This window comes from Nonomuraea sp. NPDC005650 (assembly GCF_040605375.1).
Lineage (GTDB): Bacteria > Actinomycetota > Actinomycetes > Streptosporangiales > Streptosporangiaceae > Nonomuraea.
Map to the genome: position 1 here is coordinate 58,118 of NZ_JBEXCR010000048.1, position 18,935 is coordinate 77,052.

Annotated in this window: 18 protein-coding genes and 1 pseudogene; 9 read left to right on the plus strand and 10 right to left on the minus strand. The window is 69.8% G+C overall.

Annotated features, from left to right (window positions below; translation table 11 throughout):
* Positions 1-57: 57 nt before the first annotated feature.
* Positions 58-1,503 carry a hypothetical protein gene (locus tag ABZS69_RS53690; RefSeq protein WP_355388807.1) on the plus strand — a complete coding sequence of 482 codons (1,446 nt, stop codon included), beginning with the start codon at positions 58-60 and terminating at the stop codon, positions 1,501-1,503.
* Here ABZS69_RS53690 and ABZS69_RS53695 read toward each other — a convergent pair.
* A complete protein-coding gene (locus tag ABZS69_RS53695) occupies positions 1,474-2,292 on the minus strand; it encodes a hypothetical protein (RefSeq protein WP_355388809.1) in 819 nt (272 codons plus the stop codon). The two genes, ABZS69_RS53690 and ABZS69_RS53695, sit on opposite strands and share 30 nt — an antisense overlap.
* A 114-nt stretch (positions 2,293-2,406) precedes the next feature.
* Here ABZS69_RS53695 and ABZS69_RS53700 point away from each other — a divergent pair, with 114 nt between their 5' ends.
* The 4 genes from ABZS69_RS53700 to ABZS69_RS53715 all read left to right on the plus strand — a co-directional run bounded on the left by ABZS69_RS53700 (position 2,407) and on the right by ABZS69_RS53715 (position 6,624).
* Positions 2,407-3,000: an exonuclease gene (locus ABZS69_RS53700; protein WP_355388811.1), complete on the plus strand. Its 594-nt coding sequence runs from the start codon at positions 2,407-2,409 to the stop codon at positions 2,998-3,000.
* 46 nt (positions 3,001-3,046) lie between these two features.
* Positions 3,047-3,529 (plus strand): hypothetical protein, encoded by a 483-nt coding sequence (locus ABZS69_RS53705; RefSeq protein WP_355388813.1) that lies wholly within the window; start codon positions 3,047-3,049, stop codon positions 3,527-3,529.
* A gap of 112 nt (positions 3,530-3,641) precedes the next feature.
* Positions 3,642-4,394, plus strand: a complete 753-nt coding sequence (locus ABZS69_RS53710; protein ID WP_355388815.1) for a hypothetical protein — start codon at positions 3,642-3,644, stop codon at positions 4,392-4,394.
* A 190-nt stretch (positions 4,395-4,584) separates the two neighbouring features.
* A complete protein-coding gene (locus ABZS69_RS53715; RefSeq protein WP_355388817.1) occupies positions 4,585-6,624 on the plus strand; it encodes a cellulose binding domain-containing protein in 2,040 nt (679 codons plus the stop codon).
* A gap of 36 nt (positions 6,625-6,660) precedes the next feature.
* Here the strand turns inward: ABZS69_RS53715 and ABZS69_RS53720 are convergent, their stop codons facing one another.
* Positions 6,661-6,957 carry a hypothetical protein gene (locus tag ABZS69_RS53720; protein WP_355388819.1) on the minus strand — a complete coding sequence of 99 codons (297 nt, stop codon included), beginning with the start codon at positions 6,955-6,957 and terminating at the stop codon, positions 6,661-6,663.
* On the opposite strand from ABZS69_RS53720, the pseudogene ABZS69_RS53725 reads away from it, so the two are divergent.
* A pseudogene (locus tag ABZS69_RS53725) lies at positions 6,956-8,125 on the plus strand (amidohydrolase family protein); the annotation flags it as partial. The gene ABZS69_RS53720 and the pseudogene ABZS69_RS53725 sit on opposite strands and share 2 nt — an antisense overlap.
* Before the next feature lie 32 nt (positions 8,126-8,157).
* Here the strand turns inward: ABZS69_RS53725 and ABZS69_RS53730 are convergent.
* From ABZS69_RS53730 to ABZS69_RS53755, 6 genes are all read right to left on the minus strand, one after another.
* Positions 8,158-8,598, minus strand: coding sequence for a LysR family transcriptional regulator (locus tag ABZS69_RS53730; RefSeq protein ID WP_355388821.1), 441 nt, complete (start codon positions 8,596-8,598; stop codon positions 8,158-8,160).
* 176 nt (positions 8,599-8,774) lie between these two features.
* Positions 8,775-10,010, minus strand: coding sequence for a family 16 glycosylhydrolase (locus tag ABZS69_RS53735; protein WP_355388823.1), 1,236 nt, complete (start codon positions 10,008-10,010; stop codon positions 8,775-8,777).
* A gap of 115 nt (positions 10,011-10,125) precedes the next feature.
* Entirely contained in the window at positions 10,126-10,767 is a 642-nt protein-coding gene (locus ABZS69_RS53740) for a response regulator transcription factor (RefSeq protein ID WP_355388825.1), read from the minus strand.
* Positions 10,760-11,923, minus strand: coding sequence for a sensor histidine kinase (locus ABZS69_RS53745; protein WP_355388827.1), 1,164 nt, complete (start codon positions 11,921-11,923; stop codon positions 10,760-10,762). Before ABZS69_RS53745 ends, ABZS69_RS53740 begins: the two co-directional genes overlap by 8 nt.
* 6 nt (positions 11,924-11,929) lie before the next feature.
* The gene (locus ABZS69_RS53750; RefSeq protein WP_355388828.1) at positions 11,930-12,625 is read right to left on the minus strand and encodes an ABC transporter permease; all 696 of its coding nucleotides are present in this window, start codon (positions 12,623-12,625) and stop codon (positions 11,930-11,932) included.
* A 286-nt stretch (positions 12,626-12,911) separates the two neighbouring features.
* Complete coding sequence (locus tag ABZS69_RS53755; protein ID WP_355388830.1) at positions 12,912-13,823, minus strand: ABC transporter ATP-binding protein; 912 nt, start codon at positions 13,821-13,823, stop codon at positions 12,912-12,914.
* Positions 13,824-14,078: 255 nt separating this feature from the next.
* Here ABZS69_RS53755 and ABZS69_RS53760 point away from each other — a divergent pair, with 255 nt between their 5' ends.
* The 3 genes from ABZS69_RS53760 to ABZS69_RS53770 all read left to right on the plus strand — a co-directional run bounded on the left by ABZS69_RS53760 (position 14,079) and on the right by ABZS69_RS53770 (position 16,134).
* Positions 14,079-14,588 (plus strand): hypothetical protein, encoded by a 510-nt coding sequence (locus ABZS69_RS53760; protein ID WP_355388832.1) that lies wholly within the window; start codon positions 14,079-14,081, stop codon positions 14,586-14,588.
* 201 nt (positions 14,589-14,789) lie between these two features.
* Positions 14,790-15,407: a signal protein gene (locus ABZS69_RS53765; protein ID WP_355388834.1), complete on the plus strand. Its 618-nt coding sequence runs from the start codon at positions 14,790-14,792 to the stop codon at positions 15,405-15,407.
* A gap of 127 nt (positions 15,408-15,534) precedes the next feature.
* Entirely contained in the window at positions 15,535-16,134 is a 600-nt protein-coding gene (locus ABZS69_RS53770) for a hypothetical protein (RefSeq protein ID WP_355388835.1), read from the plus strand.
* A gap of 69 nt (positions 16,135-16,203) precedes the next feature.
* On the opposite strand, the gene ABZS69_RS53775 is transcribed toward ABZS69_RS53770, so the two are convergent.
* Complete coding sequence (locus ABZS69_RS53775) at positions 16,204-16,644, minus strand: hypothetical protein (RefSeq protein ID WP_355388837.1); 441 nt, start codon at positions 16,642-16,644, stop codon at positions 16,204-16,206.
* 72 nt (positions 16,645-16,716) lie between these two features.
* Positions 16,717-18,885: a DEAD/DEAH box helicase gene (locus tag ABZS69_RS53780; protein ID WP_355388888.1), complete on the minus strand. Its 2,169-nt coding sequence runs from the start codon at positions 18,883-18,885 to the stop codon at positions 16,717-16,719.
* Between the last annotated feature and the right edge of the window lie 50 nt (positions 18,886-18,935).

The following is an 18,935-nucleotide window of genomic DNA, read 5'->3' on the forward strand; positions in this document are numbered from 1 at the left end:
CCTGTGGGGGAAATCTTTTCCACGGGGTTGTCGCCGGCTGTTGCTACCCTGCCGGGCATGCTGGAGATCGGTGACGTCGTGGCCATGCCGCTGCCGCTCGGCGGGTTCGGCGCGTGCCAGGTGACGGCGGCGGGCGACGAGCTGACGGTGTGCGTGTTCGACTGGCACTCCGACGCGGTGCCCGCGCTCGACGACCTGCGCGGGGCCGGCCCGCTGATCATCGATCACCACAGCTGGGAGGGCGTGCCCCAGATCCTGTCCGTCGACGCCTCCGCCCCGCTGCCTCCCGGTTTCGTCTGGCTCGGGCGGTTTCCGGTGGGCGCCGGCATGCTGCGCTCGACCAGCGCGTACGGCGGGTGGCCCGCCCTGAGCGTCCAGGTCGTCCTCCAGCGGCAGTGGGACCTGCGGGTGCCCGACGAGGTCAAGGCCGCCTACAAGAACGCCGCTCCCGGGCAGATCGAGGCCGACTTCGGCGCCCGGCGCATCCGCAGGCCCGCCATGGTCTCCGGGCTCGACCTGCGGGAGCTCCACGGCGAGGTGCGCTGGGCCGGGCTGGACGCGCTCCCCCGGGTGACCTCGCTGACCTGGGCCGGGCCCGACCGCGGGCTCGCCGCCGCGCTGTCGTCCCGGCCGATCGTCACCGCCCTGCACTGGGCCGGCCCGCCCGAAGAGGTCGATCTGGGCGGGACGCACCTCAACGAGCTGACGTTCGCCGAGGGCTCGCCGCGCCGGCTCGTCCTGCCGCCCACCCTGACCCGCCTGCGCCTGGGCGCGGACGGGCCGCCGCCCGAGCTCGTCACGGCCGCCGCCGGCGGGCGGTGGATCCGCCTGACGACCCGCTCCGGCGTCCCCGCCGGGCTGAGCGGGGTGCGCGAGGTGGCGTTGGAGGTGGCCGGCGACGTGCCGCTCATGGCGCTGGACGGGCTCGCCGAGCTGGAGTCGCTGCGGATCCAGTGGCTGCGCCCGCACGGCGGGCTCACCGGCACGGCCGCGTTCCCCAGGCTGCACACGCTGGAGCTGATCGACGCGTACGGGGTCGAGGCGTCGATGCTGCCCCCGCCCGGCGGAGCCCTGCGGCACCTCGGCGTCGCCTCGCTCAGGAGCAGCCAGAGCGGGCCCATCAAGCAGCGCTACCGGGGCTCGTCGGTAGAGGTCCGGCTGCGTGGGGCCAAGTCGGACAAGTGGCTGGCCGCCAACATCGACAATCCGCTGCGTAACTGGGTCGACGACGACCGGCGGGCGGGGGCGGCGGCGTGCCGGGCGTACACCGTGGCCTCCGAGGCCATCGGGCGGCTGAGCGCCGACGATCCGGGCGGGGTGGCCGACGCCAGGCAGACGCTGCGGGAGTTCGTCGACAGGCTCAACGACCTCGACGGCCGGCACGGGCTGATCGACACGTTGCGGCGGGAGGAGGCGGGCGACGCGTTCGTGGCGCTGGCGACGCGGGCGGGCGTGCCCGCGGGCGAGGCCGGGTCATGGTTCGACGAGTGGCGCGATTTCTGACGCCAGCGTCTGGCCCGCCTCGACCGCCTCGCGCAGGCTCCTGGCCAGCGTGTCCGCCTGCTCGGTCAGGTCGCGCAGCCCCTCGGCGTCGCCGGTCTGCGCCAGCAGGTCCCGATACCTGTCGTTGCTCTGCTGCAGCTCCTGGGCGCGCAGGGCCGAGTCGGCCGCCTTGACGCGGCCGGCGTAGACCTCCAGCTCCCACACCCGCTCGGTGACCGCCGCCACGGATCGCCGCAGGGCCTCCCGCTGGGGTTCGAGCACGGCGGCCAGCTCGGGCGTCATCATCTCCGCCCGCGCCTCGGCCTGCTCGGCCCGCAGCTCCGTCTGCGTACGCAGGAGGCGGGCGATGTGCCACATCCGCTCGGGGAGCACGACGTCGTTGGCGACGGTGTCGAGCAGCCCCAGGCGGTTCACCCGGGAGCCGGTCACCTCCATGACCGCCTGTCTGGCCCGGGCCAGCAGGGTGAGGGCCGGGGAGTCCAGCTCGGTGGGACAGACGTGCCGCTCGCCGCCTTTCCGCTCCGGCTCGGGCAGGGAGAGGCCGATGTAGAACAGGGTGACGAGGAAGACCACCAGGCCCGCCATCGCCGCCGACTCGTGGTCGGTCCGCAGGGCCCCGACGGCGAACAGCGCCCCGCTCAGCCCCGTGACCCCCGCCGCGGCGGCGAACAGTCGTCTCATCCACCGCGGCGGCGCGGGGTCCCGGCGGCCGAGCAGCAGCGCCCGGACACCGAAGATCCGCCACCGCTCCCGCCGGGAGGCGGCGGGATCCACGATCGGCTCGTCCATACGCGACGCCTCCCCCACTAGGCTGCTCTTCGAGCACACCGCGTGCGGCCCCGCCGGATCCACCAGCCGGGTGTGCGGATGTGGTGCAGATGTCGTGCAGCTACCCTTTCAGCCGTGTCCCGACTTCCTGAGATGTACGTCGCGGTGGACGTGGAGGCCGACGGGCCGATCCCGGGCCCGTACAGCATGATCTCCCTGGGGATGGCCGTCGCAGAGCGGCCCGATCTGACCTTCTACACGGAGCTGCGGCCGATCTCCGACGACTTCGTGCCCGAGGCGCTGGCCGTCTCGGGGCTGGATCGCGACCGGCTGCTGCGCGAGGCGCCCGCGCCCGAGGTGGCCATGGCGGCGGCCGCCCGCTGGGTCGACGGCCTGCGGAAGGTCGGCCGCCCGGTGTTCCTCGCCGCGCCCGCGGTGTGGGACGGGATGTTCGTGCACTGGTATTTCGTGCGCTTCACCGGCAAGAACCCGTTCGGGGTGACCGGCTCGGGCGTCGACCTGCGGAGCTACTGGATGGGGCAGACCGGCTGCGAGTGGTCCCAGTCGGGCAAGCGGACCATCAAGCGGCGGCTGGGGCTCGAAGGGCTGCCGCACACGCATCACGCCGGGGAGGACGCGGCGGAGCTGGCGCAGGTGTTCGAGGCGGTCATTCTCACGAGATCTTCAGAATCCGCACAGGAAGCTCTGAGGGATCCCGGAGAACGTTAAGCAGAACGGACATTCCCCCCTCGCTCGTATCGGACGGTGGTCCCGCATGACCTCGACCTCGGTGAAGCCCGCTGCCCGCTCGACGGGTCCTGCGGTGGTGCGTCTCGGCCTCCTGGCGCTCGTCGCGATCGGCATCCTGGGCGCCGCGCTCGAGCTCGCCTTCGAGCGCCACTGGCAGAGCCCGGTGCAGCTGATCCCGTGGGTGGCCCTGGCGCTGCTGGGGTCCGCGCTCGTGCTGCTCGCCCTGCGCGACTCCGCCCGGGCGGTCACGGCGGTACGGGTGATCGCGGTCGTCGTGCTGCTCGCCTCGGCGTACGGCGTCTTCATGCACGTGTCCGTCAACCACGGCGCGGGCGCGGCCGACCCCACGTGGGACGCCCTCTCCCCGCTCACCCAGTGGTGGTACGCGCTCACCAAGTCGGTCGGCCAGGCGCCGCCGCTCGCCCCCGGCATGCTCGCCCAGAGCGCGCTGCTCCTCACGCTGGCCACGCTGACGTCCAGGACCCGATCGTCAGTGAACGGCGACTGAACGTTCGCAACCCGGAACCTTTCCCGCATCTTTCGCGTCACACCCAGACAAAGCGCGCGTGACTCGGGAGGCTGGTGAGGTTGGAGTGGCGTTAGGTCGTACATTCATAGCGGTGGTCGCGGTGGCGGCCACCGTGTTCAGCGCTGACGGGGCCGCGGCGAAGACGGAGCCCGCGCCCAGGGCGGAGCCCCGGCCGGCCGTTCCGGCGGTGGCCGTGTCCACGCCGGTGTCCGCGCCCGCCGCGGCGGAGCCCGAGTGCCTACGGATCAAGGGCGCGGAGGCCTGCGTGGGGCCGGACGGGAGCGACCGTCCGGGCATCACGATCGAGGACACGGCGAACGACGAGCGCCACGCCACCGTGGAGTACTACCTCAACGGTTACCTGGGCACCAAGTACGTCATCCACAACCTGGGACGTAAGGGCGAGGTCCGGGGCAACCGAGAGATCGGGAAGATCGTGACGTTCCGGGCGGCGGTTTACGAGGGCAACCACCGGGTGCGGGTCGGGCGATGGAAGACCGTCCGCAGCGTCACGAAATATCCGATAAAGCGGGAAACGCGGGTCACCCCGGCCGTCGCGCGGTCCCGGTCCAAGGCGTGCACCTCCACTAAGGGCGCCGCCACCCTGTGCTTCAACGAGCGGAATACGGTCGTCTTCGCCTGCGACACGAGCGCCGACCAGTATCAGGCCCGCGCCGAATACTTCATCGCCGGGGACCCGACCGCGCGATTCGAGATCCACCAGCTGGCAGGGACGAACACCTGCGGCAAGGCCGAGCACGGGGACCTCGCCGTCAGCATGTACCGTGCCTCGCTCTTCAACCACAACCGGCGGGTCGCCACGAGGTTGTACAAGTACAACTAGATGATCTCCCGGATGGCCGCGTCCGCGTACACCTCGAAGAAGCGGTCCGAGGTGCGGGCGGGCGCGGCGCAGGTCGCCATGAAAGTTTCAGCGTTTTTTGACGGGCGCGGCGGCGGACCTCATGATCATGATGCCTCCTGGTCAGGAGGAGGCGTCGAGTGAATTCCGCTATCCATGGCGAGGTACGCCGATGCCCAGCACGCTGTTACGAGCCGCGTCCGCCCTCCTGCTGACGCTGACCGCACTCAACGCCCCCGCGGCGTACGCCGACGACGTCACCCCGGTAGCGGTGACCGTCAACGCGCGCGCCGCTCTCGCCACCGTTCCCGGAACCGGCATCGGCTCCAACCATGCGATCTGGGACACCAATCTCGGGACCGACGACACCGCCGACCGGCTCAAGGACGCCGGTGTGAAGATGCTGCGCTATCCCGGCGGGTCGTACTCCGACATCTACCACTGGGCCGACCACACCGCCCCCGGCGGCTACGTGGCGCCCAACACGGACTTCGACACGTTCATGCGCGGCGTGCGCCGTACCGGGGCGCAGGCCATGGTGACCGCCAACTACGGCACCGGCACCGCCGAGGAGGCCGCGGCCTGGGTCCGCCAGGCCAACGTCACCAAGGGCTACGGCATCAAGTACTGGGAGATCGGCAACGAGAACTACGGCAACGGCCACTACGGCTCCGCCTGGGAGGCCGACAACCACGCCGACAAGAGCCCGGCCGAGTACGCCCGCAACGTCGTGGCCTACGCGGACGCGATGAAGGCGGTCGACCCGACCATCAAGATCGGCGCGGTGCTGACCACGGCCGCCAACTGGCCCGACGCCATCACCGCCGACGGCGACAGCGGCACCTGGAACAAGGTCGTCCTCTCGAACGCCGGATCGAAGATCGACTTCGTGATCGTGCACTGGTACCCCGGCGCCCTCGACAGGGCCGGCCACGTGACCGACATGATCCAGCTCACCCGCCAGCAGCTCGCCAAGTACGTGGGGCCCGGCTCGGAGCGGATCGGCATCGCGATGACCGAGTTCAACACCGGGTCCAGCAGCAATGGCACCAACACCCAGCCCGGCGCGCTGGCCGCCGCCGACGCGTACGCGACGCTGCTGGCCAACGGGGTGTTCACGGTCGACTGGTGGAACGTCCACAACGGCATCGGCACCGTCACCCAGGTCGAGGGGCACACCGACTACGGCGACTTCGGCCTGCTGTCGAGCGGCACGTGCACCTCCGACAACAGCGTCTGCGAACCGGCCCTCAACACGCCCTTCGCCCCGTACTACGCGCTGCAGATGGTGAGCAGGTTCGCCCGGCCTGGCGACCAGTTCGTCCGGGCCGCGACCGACCAGGCCAAGGTCGTCGCGCACGCCGCCCGCCGGCCCAACGGGGACCTGGCGGTCATGCTGATCAACACCTCGAACGACACGTCGTACCCCGTCGCGATCGACTACTCCGGCTACACCCCCGCGGCCGGCGCCCCCACCGTGCTGACCCACACCAACGGCGCGACCGGCATCACCACGTCGGCCACCGGGACCGCGACCGCCCAGACGCTGCCGCCGCTGTCCCTGACCACCCTCGTCCTGCACCCCGCGTCCCCGCAGACGGGCCTGCCCGGCGCCCCCGGCCAGCCGTCGGCCACGCAGGTGACGGACAGGACCGCCACGATCTCCTGGTCCGGCGCCTCCCCCGGCGCGCGGCCCATCGCCAAGTACGAGCTCCACCGCCAGAACGGGGCCGTCAGCGAGCAGCTCGGCGAGACCTCCGGCACCTCGCTCACCGTGGCCAACCTCAAGCCGGGCACCCGCTACACGGTCAACGTGATCGCCCGTGACAGCGGCGGCGGCCTGTCGTGGGCCTCCCCGCCGCTGACGTTCACGACCGGCACACCTGCCTCCAGCTCCTGCTCGGTACGGCTGAGCGTCACCACCGACTGGGCCAGCGGCTACGTCGGCGCCATCGACATCACCAACAACGGCGCGCCGGTCAACGGCTGGACCCTGAACTTCGCCTGGCCCAGGAGCTGGCAGAGCCTGGGCAGCGGCTGGGGCGGCGTCTGGACGCAGACCGGGTCGGACGTGAAGGTCGTCAACGAGGCGGGCAACGGCGCGCTCGCCTCGGGGGCCACCGCCACGGTCGGCTTCGTCGGCAACTACTCCGGCCCGAACGTCCTGCCCGCCGTCTTCACCCTCAACGGATCCGTCTGCACGAGCCAGTGACCGCGCGATCCGGGGCCGCTTCGGCGGCCCCGGATCTCAGGAGGTCGCGGGGCGCCAGGTGGAGAGGATGAACACCACCAGGAGTCCGAATCCCACGGCCTCGCGCCGCGCGCGGATCTGGAACCGGCTCAACAGCACGGCCATGACCAGCACCTCTACGAGGTTCCTCCCGAGCTGCCCCGCGAGTTCCCAGGGCTGCGGCGCGGCGGTGGCCACGCCGCGCAGGAGGCGGACAAAGGCTATCTCCGCATGCCGTCGATGAGTCTGGCTCATGGATGGGGTGAGCGGTCCGCCGTTGTTCCGGCGCCGGCGTCGGCCCACGATGAAGGGCATGAGGCTCTCAGATCCCCCTTGCCGCCCCGGCCGTGTCTGGCTGACGAACGCCCGGCTGTTCGACGGGACCGGCGGCCCCGTCCGGCCGGCCACCGCGATCCTCGTCGAGGACGGGGTGGTCAGGCTGGTCGGGCGGGCGGGCGACGGTGTGCCCGACGGGGCGGAGGTCGTCGACGTGGCGGGCCGTACCGTCCTGCCCGGGTTGATCGACGCCCACGCGCACGTGTTCGCGACGCCGCCCGCGCCGGCCGAGGGGGCCGAACCGCTGTGGCCGGACGTGACCGCGCACTTCCTGGCCGCGCGGTTGCGGGAGACGTTGCGGATGGGGTTCACGACGCTGCGCGACGTCGGCTCGTACGGCGACGCGGTGGTCTCGGCGAGGCAGGCGATGCGGTACGGGGCCTTCCGCGGGCCGCGGTTGCTGACCTGCGGCCGGATCGTGTCGGCCACCGCGCCCGGCGGCCGGTTCTTCGACGGGATGTACCGGGAGGCGGACGGCCCGGACGAGATGCGCAAGGCCGTGCGCGAGCAGGTACGGCGGGGCGCCGACTTCATCAAGATCATGTCCACCGGGGCGCGCTCGGTCGAGCTGGAGGACCCGCGGCCCGCGCAGGTGACCGCGGAGGAGATGGCGGCGCTGGTGGACGAGGCGCACCGGCTCGGGTACCGGGTGGCGGCGCACGCGGAGGGCCTGCCCGGCACGGAGCTGTCGATCAGGCACGGCGTGGACACCGTCGAGCACGGCATGTACCTCCACCGGCGTCCCGACCTCCTGGACATGATGGCCGCGTCCGGGCAGATCCTGGTGCCGACGCTGTCGTGCTACTACGGCGTCGCGGGCCTGTCCGAGGACGGCTCTCATGCGGCGTGGGCGCCGCCGTTGGTGGAGCTCGCCGAGCACAACCTGGCCGAGGCGGGCCGTACGCTCGCGGCGGCCCGCGCGGCCGGCGTGCCGATCGCGCTCGGCCACGACTGGCAGCCGTTCTCCGAGGCCGCCGTCGAGGTCGTGCGCATGGTCCGGCACGGGATGAGCCCCGCCGAGACGCTGGTCGCGGCGACCGCCACGGCGGCCCGCGCCCTCGGGCTGGACGAGCTGGGCACCGTCGAGCCCGGCAAGCTCGCGGACCTGGTCGTGGTGGACGGCGACCCGCTGGCCGATCCGGCGGTGCTGCGCGACCGTACGCGGATCTGGCTGGTCCTTCAGCTGGGCGAGCCCGTGGCCGGCCAGGCGCTGGAGGCGCCGCTGAGCCGCCCGGGCACCTCGGCGAACGCGCGGACCGCCGCCGTCTCCCGCTCGGCCGCCCACACCAGCGCGCTCCCCAGCGGCGGCAGCCCGCGCAACGGGATCACCGACACCCCCGGATGCGTGTAGTAGTCGGAGAGCGAGGCCCCCGTCGGATGGACGATCTCGCCGCGGGCGGCCCCGAGTTCTCCGAGATCGTACGGGTGGCGGCGGGTGATCGGGCGTCCCGCCGGGGTCAGCGGCGGGTACAGCGGGGTCAGCCGGCCGCCCACGCGCGTCTCCATGACGCGGATGGTCTGGCTCACTCGCGACTGGGACAGGTACATCCGCTCGGAGGCCCGGCCGAAATGCAGTTCCTCGGCCAGCGTCAGAAGGATCTCGATCTCCCGGAGCTCCACCGGTTCCCTCCCCTCCTTCCAGGGAGGACCAGACTAGGGAGTGCCCGGCATTTCCGCCTAGCGGCGCCACCCGCCCGTACCGGGTCACCAGCGCATCGAGAGAGCGCGTTCTCGTAATTCCGGCATTTATGAAAGGGCTCCTTCCGAGTGCCGGAAGGAGCCCTTCTCCCTACTGTCTACGCGCGTGTCCACTGCTGGTTGGCGCTGCCCGCGCAGTCCCAGATCTGCAGCCGGGTGCCGTTGGCCGAGCTGGCGTCGGTCGCGTCGAGGCATCTGCCGGACTGGGGATTGACGATCCGGCGGGTGCCGGAGTCGTAGGTCCATTGCTGGGCGCCGGTGCCGTTGCAGTCGTACAGCTGCACCTTGGTGCCGTTGGCGGTGGCGGCGCCGGTGACGTCCATGCACTTGCCGAGCGCGCGTACCGAGCCGTCGCCGTTCCACGTCCAGCTCTGGGCGGAGGTGCCGTTGCAGTCGTAGAGCTGGACGGCGGTGCCGTTGGCGGTGGCGGCGCCGGCCACGTCGACGCACTTGCCGCCGATGCCGGTGATCTGGCCGCCGGACCCGCTCGTGGGCGAGGCGTAGACGCGGACGTAGTCGACCGACATGGTCTGCGGGAAGGTCGTGGTGCCGTCGGGGTAGCCGGGCCAGTAGCCGCCGACCGCCACGTTCATGATCATGAAGAACGGGTGGTCGAAGACCCATCGGTTGCCGCCGAGGTCAGCTGGCGTCCGGCGCTGGTACTCGACGCCGTCGACGTACCAGATGATCAGGTTCGGGGACCAGTCGACGGCGAAGGTGTGGAACGCGTCGGCGAACGCGCCGCCGATCGAGTAGCCCGCGCCGATGCCTCCGGAGCCGGAGTAGCCGGGGCCGTGAATGGTGCCGTGCACGGTGCTGGGCTCGCGGCCGATGTTCTCCATGATGTCGATCTCGCCGCTGTTGGGCCAGCCGACCGATCCGATGTCGTTGCCGAGCATCCAGAAGGCCGGCCAGATGCCCTGGCCGCGCGGCAGTTTCATGCGTGCCTCGAACCGCCCGTAGGCCCTGGTGAAGGTCGCGGCGGTGAGCAGGCGGGCGGAGGTGTACTGGCAGGTGCCGTAGTGGCACTGGTAGTTGGCCGGGTTCTCGCGGCGGGCGGTGATGACCAGGTTGCCGGCGCCGTCCATGGCGGCGTTGCGGGTGCTGTTGGTGTAGTACTGCTGCTCGTTGTTGCCCCAGCCGCTGCCGCCCAGGTCGAAGCGCCACTTCGACTGGTCGACGGCACTGCCGGCGGCTCCGTTGAACTCGTCGGACCAGACCAGCGGTCCTGGGGCGGGGGCGGCGTTGGCGGTGCCCGTCATGGGGGCGAGCAGCGCGGTGAGAACGGCGCCGACGGCGACTAACGCTCTGAAACGGGGGGTGCTGCGGACCATACGGATTACCTCATCGGATCCACTGGACGTAGCTTTACGGAAACCATCCGGCAACATCACGCCGATTGTCAAGAGAGCGCTCTCTCGCGGATGCGGTTTGCCACTCCTGTGCTCGTCAGCCGTTCTCCAGGGTGAGCAGGCCGCGCCGGAACGCGGTGGCGACCGCGGCCGCCCGGTCGTTGACGCCGAGCTTCGTGTAGATGTGCAGCACGTGGCTCTTCACCGTGGCCTCGCTGATGAACAGGCGCGTGGCGACCTCGCGGTTGGTGGCGCCGTCGGCGATGAGCTGCAGCACCTCCAGCTCCCGGGCGCTCAGCGGGTCGGCTGGCGCGCGAACCTGACCGAGGAGCCGGGTGGCGACCGATGGGGAGAGCACGGCCTCGCCCCGCGCCGCCGTACGGACCGCGCGGACGAGCTCGTCGCGGCCGGTGTCCTTGAGGAGGTAGCCGGTGGCTCCGGCCTCGATGGCGGGCAGGACGTCCCTGTCGGTGTCGTAGGTGGTGAGCACGAGGACGCGGGCCGCGATGCCCAGCCTGGCGAGCTCCTTGATCGCCGCGACGCCGTCCATCCTGGGCATGCGGAGGTCCATGAGGATCACGTCGGGGGTCAGCGCCCGCGCGAGCTCGACGGCCTGGACGCCGTCTCCGGCCTCGCCGAGCACCTCGAAGTCGGGGTCGCCGGCGAACATGCCGCGGATGCCGTCGCGCACGATGGGATGATCATCGGCGATCAGCAACCGAATCGGACCCTCACCCACGGGCCACCGCCGGGACGCTCGCGGAGATCGCGGTGCCGAGGCCGGGCTCGGATTCGATCTCCAGCGTGCCCGCCAGGCGGCTCACCCGCCTGCGCATCGAGGTCAGGCCGAAGCCGCCGCCGTCACCGACCCGCTCGGGGTCGAACCCGGCGCCGTCGTCCCGCACGTCCAGGGTGACCAGGTCCTCCATGTACGACAGGGTCAGCCCGACCCGGGACGCGCCGGCGTGCTTGGCCGCGTTGGCCAGGGCCTCCTGCGCGGTGCGGAGCAACGTCTCCTCGACCTCCGGATGCATGGGACGGACCGTACCAGTGACGGTGAGATCCGCACGTACCCCGTTGAGCTCCCCCCACTGGGTGACGACCTGCTCCAGCGCGTCGGGCAGCGGCGCCGCCTCCAGCTGCCCCGGCCCCACCGCGTGCACGGAACGCCGGGCCTCGGCCAGGCTCTCCCGCGCCAGCCCCATCGCGTTGTCCACGTGGCGCCGCCAGTCCTCGGCCCGGTGCGCCGCCTGGAGCTGGGTGATGATGCCGGTCAGGCCCTGGGCGAGAGTGTCGTGGATCTCCGCGGCCATGCGCTGCCGTTCGTCGTGAACGCCTGCCTCGCGGGCCTGGACCAGCAACTGGGCGTGCAGCCCGGCGTTCTCCTGCATGGCGGCTTCGAGCTGCGCCACCATCCGCTTGCGCTCGGCGCTCCGCTCAGCCGTGACCTCGCCGACGAAGCTGAACAGGCCGACCAGGGCCACGATGGCGACGACGAAGAACAGGAAGGCCAGGATCCCGGTCGGGGTGGGCTCGGGCAGACCGCCGTTGTAGGTCGCGACGCTGATCGCCGCCGTGACGGTCACCCCGGCGAACCGCCACTTCCCCTTCAGGTACTGCCACGAGTGGAGATATCCGGCGAAACCGAAGAAGCTCGCGAACCACACCCCTTGCGTACACAGCACCCCGATCAGCACCACCAGCCCGGCCACGTAGAGCACGCCCCGCGGCACCAGCCAGATCCACACTGCAGCGAGCGCGGCCAGGGCGAGCATGGGCCACGGCCTGCCGCCTGTGAGCAGGGAGAGCACCGTGGAGGTGCCGAGCAGGACGTACGGAGCGGCCGCCATGTGGCGTTCCAGCAGCCGCTCCCATCGGTCGAGCCGCCCGGTCATACCTCACTACTCCCAGCGGAAGAACTTGGCCGCAGCGATGCTGATGACCACAGCGTACGCGGCCATCACGGCGAGCAGGACCGGGCTGGGAGCGCCGCCGTCCCAGACGTCCCGCAGGCTCTGCCGGAACGCGCCCAGAGGCGTGAACTCGCCGATGCGGGCGACGACGCCGGGCATCTGATCCGCGGGCTGGATGAGTCCGGCCAGGTAGGCCATCGGGAAGTACAGCAGGACCCCGATCCCGTTGGCGCTCCGGCCGTTCTTGGCCAGGGCCGCGATGAGCAGGCCGACGGCGAACATGGCCGCCGTACCGAACACGAAGACCAGCACCCCGGGCAGCACCTGGGCGGGCAGGTGGGCTTTGAGCACGGTGCCGGCGACGGTCACCAGCAGAGCGCACGCGGTGAGCGCGAGGACGAGTTGCAGGAGGAGCTGGACCACCAGCAGGTTCGCCGGGCGTACCGGTGTGGTGGAGAGCCTGCGCAGGATGCCCCGCTCCCGGTAGGTGGCCATGGTGGTGGGCAGCATGTACAGACCCACCAGGCCGACGGCGATCGCCAGCGCCATCGGCAGGAGCACGGTGTCACCGGGGCCGATCGAGCTTCCGAAGACGACCATGATGAACAGGGGGATGAGCAGGGAGAACATCGCGCCGGGCTCTCGGGTCAGCAGCTTCAGTTCGACAATGGCAAGCTTGGTCATGATCTTCCTCCGTACGTGGTCGGGGGGCAGGGGGACATCAGGGCGCCGAGCACCAACCGGACGGCCATCAGCCGTGCGCACCTCAGCAGGCGGCCCGCAGCCATGCGGACCTCAACAGACCGGACCTCAACGGGCGGACTCCTACGTGCTCGGCCTTTGCACGCTCGGCCTTTAGCGGGGGCCGGGTCAGCCTCTTGGCCGGGGGTTGGCTCTCGGCCGGGGGCCGGGGGCGGACCCTCGGCCGGAGGTTGGACTCTCGACCAGGGGCCGGACTCTCGGCCGGGTCTCACTTGGTCGAGTCGAACGAGCGGCCGGTCAAGGCCACGAACGCGTCATCAAGGGTGCGCTTGTCGATGCGCAGGTCACTCACCAGCACGTGGTGGCGGGCGAGCTGCGCCGTGACCGCCGTGGCGAAGTCGCCGCTCCCAGTGACAACCACCCGGTCCCCCGTCCTGGACACGCCGGTCACCCCGGGCAGCCCGCCCAGCTCGACCATGTCCCCCGCCATCAGCGTGAACCGCATCTGGTGCTCGGCGTCGATCCCGTCGACCAGCCCGGCCGGGGTGTCGAGCGCGACGACCCGGCCGCGGTCGAAGACGGCGACCCGGTCGCAGAGCTCCTCCACCTCGTCCATGAAGTGGCTGACCAGCACCACCGTCACGCCGCTCGCCCGGACCTGCTTGATCAGCTCCCAGGTGGTACGGCGAGCCTGCGGATCCAGCCCCGTGGTCAGCTCGTCGAGGAACGCCACCCGCGGATTGCCCACCAGCGCCAGCGCGATGAACAGCCGCTGCCTCTGCCCACCGGACAACTTCCCGAACCGGCCGTTGCGCTTGTCCGCCAGCCCCCACTCCTCCAGCAGCTCACGCCAGTCGCGCGGCCTGGCGTAGAAGGAGGCGTAAAGGTCGAGCGCCTCCCACACCTTGATGTTCTCCGGGAGCTGTGTGTGCTGAAGCTGCACCCCGATCTCCTCCCGCACCTTGGGCCCGTCCTTGACCGGGTCGAGCCCGAGCACCTTGACCGTCCCGCTGTCGGGCCGCCGCAGCCCCTCCACACACTCGACGGTGGTGGTCTTCCCAGCGCCGTTCGGGCCGAGGATGCCGAAGATCTCGCCCTCCTCCACAGAGAACGACACCCCATCCAGAACCGTCAGGTCCGCGTACATCTTGCGCAGGTCCGTGACCTCGATGACTGCCATGGCTCAAGCATCGTTTTCCCGAGCCCGGGGCGAATCGACCTCCCGGGTCATGCTGAAGGCGAATGCTGCTGACCCGAAAATCCACCAAACGGTTGATGCGCTACACACGCGCGAGCTGAGCCGCGGTGACCGGGCGCATGCCATCGACGAGGGCGAAAACTCGTACCCCACCCACAAACAACCCCTGAAAGGCCAGCGCCTCAGAAGCGCCACACCCGTTGCTCGGAGCGGAAAGGGGACCAGGAAGATCAGCGCGTGGTCGAGAAGCCCGCCGAGATCCAGACGCCGATCGGCACCTGCGTCCTTGGGGCAGCGTGGCGCGAATCGATCTTGGACCAGCCCGACATTCCCGAAGACCCCGATCAACTCGAACTCCAGATCACGACCACCTACCACGCCACCCTCGCCCGCACCGGCAAGCGCTGGACCGCCACAGCCGACAATCTTCCAGGCGGCCACGTCATCCAGGTTCGGGGCGCGACCTGGAGAGAAACCGCGGTCAATGCCATGGCGGCCATATTCGATCTACTCAAGTACAACCCCGACACTGTCGGCTTCTTCTTCACCCCCGCCGACGAGGAAGCGGCACACGTGACGGCGGACGTCCGCGATGCGCGCGCCGCACGCCTCCACGCCGAGCGTGATGCCCTCCGCAATGCCGTCCGCACCCTCATCGACAAGGGCTGGACCACCCGCGACATCGGCAGCGTGCTCGGCCTGTCCCATCAGCGCATCTCCCAGATCGCCCCTCGCACCACCACATAGCTGGGCCGATCGCCCCAGCCCTCCCGTGTTCGGCGCACCGTCTCTTACTGTTTCTTCGCACCTTGGCCGATTTGACGGAGCAGCCACAAATCTGAAAGAGTTACCGTCTTTGGCACACCTGCTTTACAGGGCAGGAAATGCCCTGCCGAGCCATTTAAATTCGCTAGCCACAGCAGGGTTTGCCGAGTCTATGATTTCCGCATGTCACTCAGATCCGCTGTTCCACTTCTGCTGACCCTCAATATCGCCGCCGGATGCGGGGTGGTCCAAAGCAGCGACGCGAACGGCATCGGGTCCTCTAAACCGAGGGCCGCAGTTTCGGAGAGCATCCAGGGACGTTGGTGGACGTGGGCAGCCTCAGAAGACGAGAGCACCAACCCCGTGACGGACACGACCGGAGAGTTCTGCGACCGAAACCAGCCAAAGGATGTGTGGTTTCTCGCCGGGACCTTCGGCGGCACCATTCAGCGGACATGCAACGTACCTGCGGGACGACCGGTGGTCCTCCCGCTGGTGAATCAGGTTGGCACCGAGGAGCAATGCAGGGAGTTCATGGCCACGTCGACGGGCAAGGCGACCCTTGACGGCAAGGTGATCACGCCGGAACGACTGGAGGACGACAACGTCGCCATAACGGGTGTGGCCGGCAATCCGCTGACCGGTGAGGAGGGGACCGTCACGTCCTACGCTTGCGGCGTGTGGGCGCGCCTCCCAGCTCTGAAGCCCGGCCGTCACAAACTGACCATCCGCGGGTCCTCCGGCAATTTCCGCACCGGCGTTGACTACACGCTCATCGTTCAGCCCGACCAGCAAGCATGAGCCATCATGAAAATTCGGTGGCCCTGCCCGGCGCCGACAGCTCTCCGCATTCGAGCACTTCATTAGGGGCGAGATGGACCGTATCAGCAAGATCGCGGTGCATTCCTCGCGCCCCTACCCTGGAAACATGTCGATGCGCGAACTACCGGATCCGGCTTTACCCGAACTGTCAGCACTATGGCGATCCCATTGGCCGGACTGTCCGCCAATCGGCTACGAGCTGAGCTTCGACGCTGACTGCTGGGTGCGCTTCCACAGTCTGCCGGAGTCCAAGCGCCACGCGGATACGGAATCCGAATACCAGACGATACTGCACCGCCACAACACCGTCCTGACCGAGATGTTCGCCGGCCAGGAGGTGTACGTCACCACGGTCACCTACGTCATGGATGAGGGCTTCACCGACCCGGTCGCCTTCGACGCGCACGCGCTCAATCCCGGCTCGCGCCTGTGGACCAGAATGCGGGAGAACGACGACTCAGAGCCGGTCTGCACCATGCACGTTCACGTCGGCCGGCAGCGTTGGAAACCGTACATCCTGGATCCGCTGCTACGCGCGGTCGCCGACTACTTGTGCAACGGCGTCATCATCATGGACACCGACATGCGTCGCCTCTATCACCCCTATGACGGCGGCGCCGATGTCAGCATGGCCGATGTCACCGAACGCGATCGACTCAAGGCCGCTCACGCCGACTGGCTACCGAAGAACCGACACGGGCGCTGATGAGCCCTTGATCACAAGGGCGGGGCGAATACGCGCAGCCGTCCTGCCCAAGAGGGCATGACTGCGGCATCAAGCACGGGGCTCGCTGAACCAGCGCCGAGCCGAGGGCAGGAGAAGCAGTACGACGACGGCCCAGGTGAGTATGCGAGCGCCGAGCACCGCATGCCATGTCACGCTCGAGAAGAGGACCTGGTCGAGAATGGTGGCCCCGATGGCCAGTAGATGCGCGGCGATGATCGCCCAGCGTAGATACGTTCGGCGGCTCGACCATCGGCTCAGCAGCCAGCCGAAAAGGGCGGTGCTTCCTCCTGCATGAGCAAGGCCGGGCAGGAGGCCCCATTCGAAGGTGGAGAAGAAGCCGACCAGCATGAGCGCCAGGCCCACCAGGCCGAATGCCACTTCGAGTGTGATGATGAATTGAGCCGCCTTGAGAGTGACGGGCATCGGGCGTGCGACCGTCTTGTCTGCCGGGTTTCCGACGAGCTCGTCTCCAGGGTTCGTCGCCGCCATACGGAGAAAGTCTCATATGGTCAGCTGTGACGACAACCGCCCGACCGCGACTGTCGCGGCAGACTTTCGGCGCTATACGAGATCATCGGCGGCCGAAGGTTTTGTGGTGGTGAGGCGCTCTCGCTCCTCCCTGACGATCCGGTCGGCCAGGGATTCGTCGGAGATGTCGATGGCGTCGGGGGTTGACTCGGCGAGGTGGCTGCGTCTGGCGTAGGCGTCGAACAACGTGGCCTTGGCGTGCATGATCTCCAGCAGTCGTTCGTCCATGCTGTCGGGCGTGAGAAGGCGGTGCACCTGCACTCGCCGTACCTGGCCCATGCGGTGCGCGCGGGCCACGGCCTGGCTTTCCAGAGTCGGTTTGACCTGGGGTTCGCAAATGATCACGATGGATGCCGCCTGGAGGTTGAGCCCCACTCCGCCCGCCTGGATCTGCGCGAGCAGCACCGCGTGACCGCGAGCCGCCGTGAACGCGTCGACCACCTCCTGGCGGCGTTGCGGTTCCAGGTCGCCGCTGAGTGGCCCGTGAACCGGAGAGTCGACGGCGTGGCCGACGGCGGCGAGCACGTCGCGGAAGTAGGAGAAGACCACGACCTTGAGCTCGGCGTGGGCCGCCTTGTCGACCAGTTCGCGCAGCCGTTCCAGCTTGGCGGACTTCTCCGGTACCGCGTAGGCCGCGCGGCGCATCGTCATGAACTTGCCCGACTCCACCGCGTCCCGGTAAGCGACCGCGTCGGCCGCGCTGAATTCCTCCCACTCGTCCATGTGGACCAGGTCGGGCAGCTCCGTGACCACGTCCTTCTGGTTGCGGCGCAGGTAGGCGGGCGCGACGGCGCGGCGGAACGCCTGTGCCCGATCGAGCGTGTCACCCAGCTCGACCTGGCCGACCAACCCGGGCTGGAGGTGGTTCACGAGGGAGCGGAACTCCTCGATGCGGTTCTCCATCGGCGTGCCGGTCATGAACAGCACCGTGTCGACGTCGTGGCACCATCTGGCGACGGCCTTGGAGCGGCGGGTCTGTGGGTTCTTCACGTAGTGCGCCTCGTCGACGACGAGCGTGCCCACCTGCGGCACGGTGCTCAGCGTATGAAGTCCGTCGAACGTGGTGACCGCGACTCCGCCGCGTTCGAGCCACGCGGAGTGGGCCAGGGGGCGCTCGTCGCCATGGAGCCGGTAGGCCTTGAGCGAACTGCGGGTCTCGATCTCACGCAGCCAGTTGATCAGTACGCTGGCCGGGCAGACCACCAGAGAATGCGTCGTACCCCGCGCGTGTAAATGCGCCAGGACGGCGATCGCCTGGATCGTCTTGCCCAGGCCCATGTCGTCACCGAGGATCACCCGGCGCTGCGCGAGCGCGAACCGGGCGCCGAACGCCTGGTAGCCGCGCAGCGAGACCCGCCGCAGGGTGTCGTCGAGCTCCTGCCCCCTGACCCGCTCAGCCAGGTCGTCGGGCAGGAAGCCCTCGGCCGCGGCCCGATCCGACGGCGCCAGCGCCGAGAGCTCCGCCAGCAGGTTGTAGTAGTCGGCCGCGCGGATCTCGAAATCGATCCACGCCAGCGTCCCGTCCGGCGACGGGCGCAGCAGGTCCGTGGTGGCCTGGGCGATGAGCAGCCTGGTCTCGGTCTCGTCGGTCAGCAGGCCGGCGAGCTGCTCGGCGGCCTGCGCCGCGCGGGTGCGGCGGCGGCTTCCGGACAGGAGCCTGCGGAACCAGTTGCTGATGGGTCGCGCCTGTGGGATCAGCTCGTTCAGTCGCCGCACGACCGCGTCGGCCGTACGGCGGGCGCGCGGCAGTTCGGGGCCTACGGCGACCAACCGGCACAGCGCGACGAGCAGCCGGGTGGTTTCGGCGTCCCGGTTGTCGACGTCGATGTGGGCGGTGCAGGACTGCCTCGTGGCTCGCGCGATGTGCTCGGCTGCCTTTTGCGCCTGCCATCGGGTCTGCTGTCCGACTCCGGGTAGTTTCTGCAGCTCGTACGGCGTCGCCTCCAGAACGCTGAGCACCGTGGCGTAGCCGGCCTCCTGCAGCGCTCCGATCCGCAGCCGGCCACTGGTGACGTCCTTCAGCCGGGACACCGGCATGGCAGCGAGTTCCGCCCTGGCCTGCCTCTCGCGGAGCGGTTCAAGAGCGGCGCGGACCTCTGTGACCGCTCGTTCGTGTTCGGCGATCAGGTCTCGCGCGTCGTTCAGCAGCCGCCGCGCGCGCCCCAGCAGCTCCCGGACATCCGCAGCGGACGGTGATCCCATGGGCCAGACGGTATCTCCTAGGCCCGCGGGACATACAGCATCGGCGGGAT

Coding starts and splice junctions, on each gene's coding strand:
- ABZS69_RS53690 (WP_355388807.1), top strand. CDS start 58: ATGCTGGAGATCGGTGACGTCGTGGCCATGCCGCTGCCGCTCGGCGGG.
- ABZS69_RS53695 (WP_355388809.1), bottom strand. CDS start 2,292: ATGGACGAGCCGATCGTGGATCCCGCCGCCTCCCGGCGGGAGCGGTGG.
- ABZS69_RS53705 (WP_355388813.1), top strand. CDS start 3,047: ATGACCTCGACCTCGGTGAAGCCCGCTGCCCGCTCGACGGGTCCTGCG.
- ABZS69_RS53715 (WP_355388817.1), top strand. CDS start 4,585: ATGCCCAGCACGCTGTTACGAGCCGCGTCCGCCCTCCTGCTGACGCTG.
- ABZS69_RS53720 (WP_355388819.1), bottom strand. CDS start 6,957: ATGCCCTTCATCGTGGGCCGACGCCGGCGCCGGAACAACGGCGGACCG.
- ABZS69_RS53735 (WP_355388823.1), bottom strand. CDS start 10,010: ATGGTCCGCAGCACCCCCCGTTTCAGAGCGTTAGTCGCCGTCGGCGCC.
- ABZS69_RS53745 (WP_355388827.1), bottom strand. CDS start 11,923: ATGACCGGGCGGCTCGACCGATGGGAGCGGCTGCTGGAACGCCACATG.
- ABZS69_RS53750 (WP_355388828.1), bottom strand. CDS start 12,625: ATGACCAAGCTTGCCATTGTCGAACTGAAGCTGCTGACCCGAGAGCCC.
- ABZS69_RS53755 (WP_355388830.1), bottom strand. CDS start 13,823: ATGGCAGTCATCGAGGTCACGGACCTGCGCAAGATGTACGCGGACCTG.
- ABZS69_RS53765 (WP_355388834.1), top strand. CDS start 14,790: ATGTCACTCAGATCCGCTGTTCCACTTCTGCTGACCCTCAATATCGCC.
- ABZS69_RS53770 (WP_355388835.1), top strand. CDS start 15,535: ATGTCGATGCGCGAACTACCGGATCCGGCTTTACCCGAACTGTCAGCA.
- ABZS69_RS53775 (WP_355388837.1), bottom strand. CDS start 16,644: ATGGCGGCGACGAACCCTGGAGACGAGCTCGTCGGAAACCCGGCAGAC.
- ABZS69_RS53780 (WP_355388888.1), bottom strand. CDS start 18,885: ATGGGATCACCGTCCGCTGCGGATGTCCGGGAGCTGCTGGGGCGCGCG.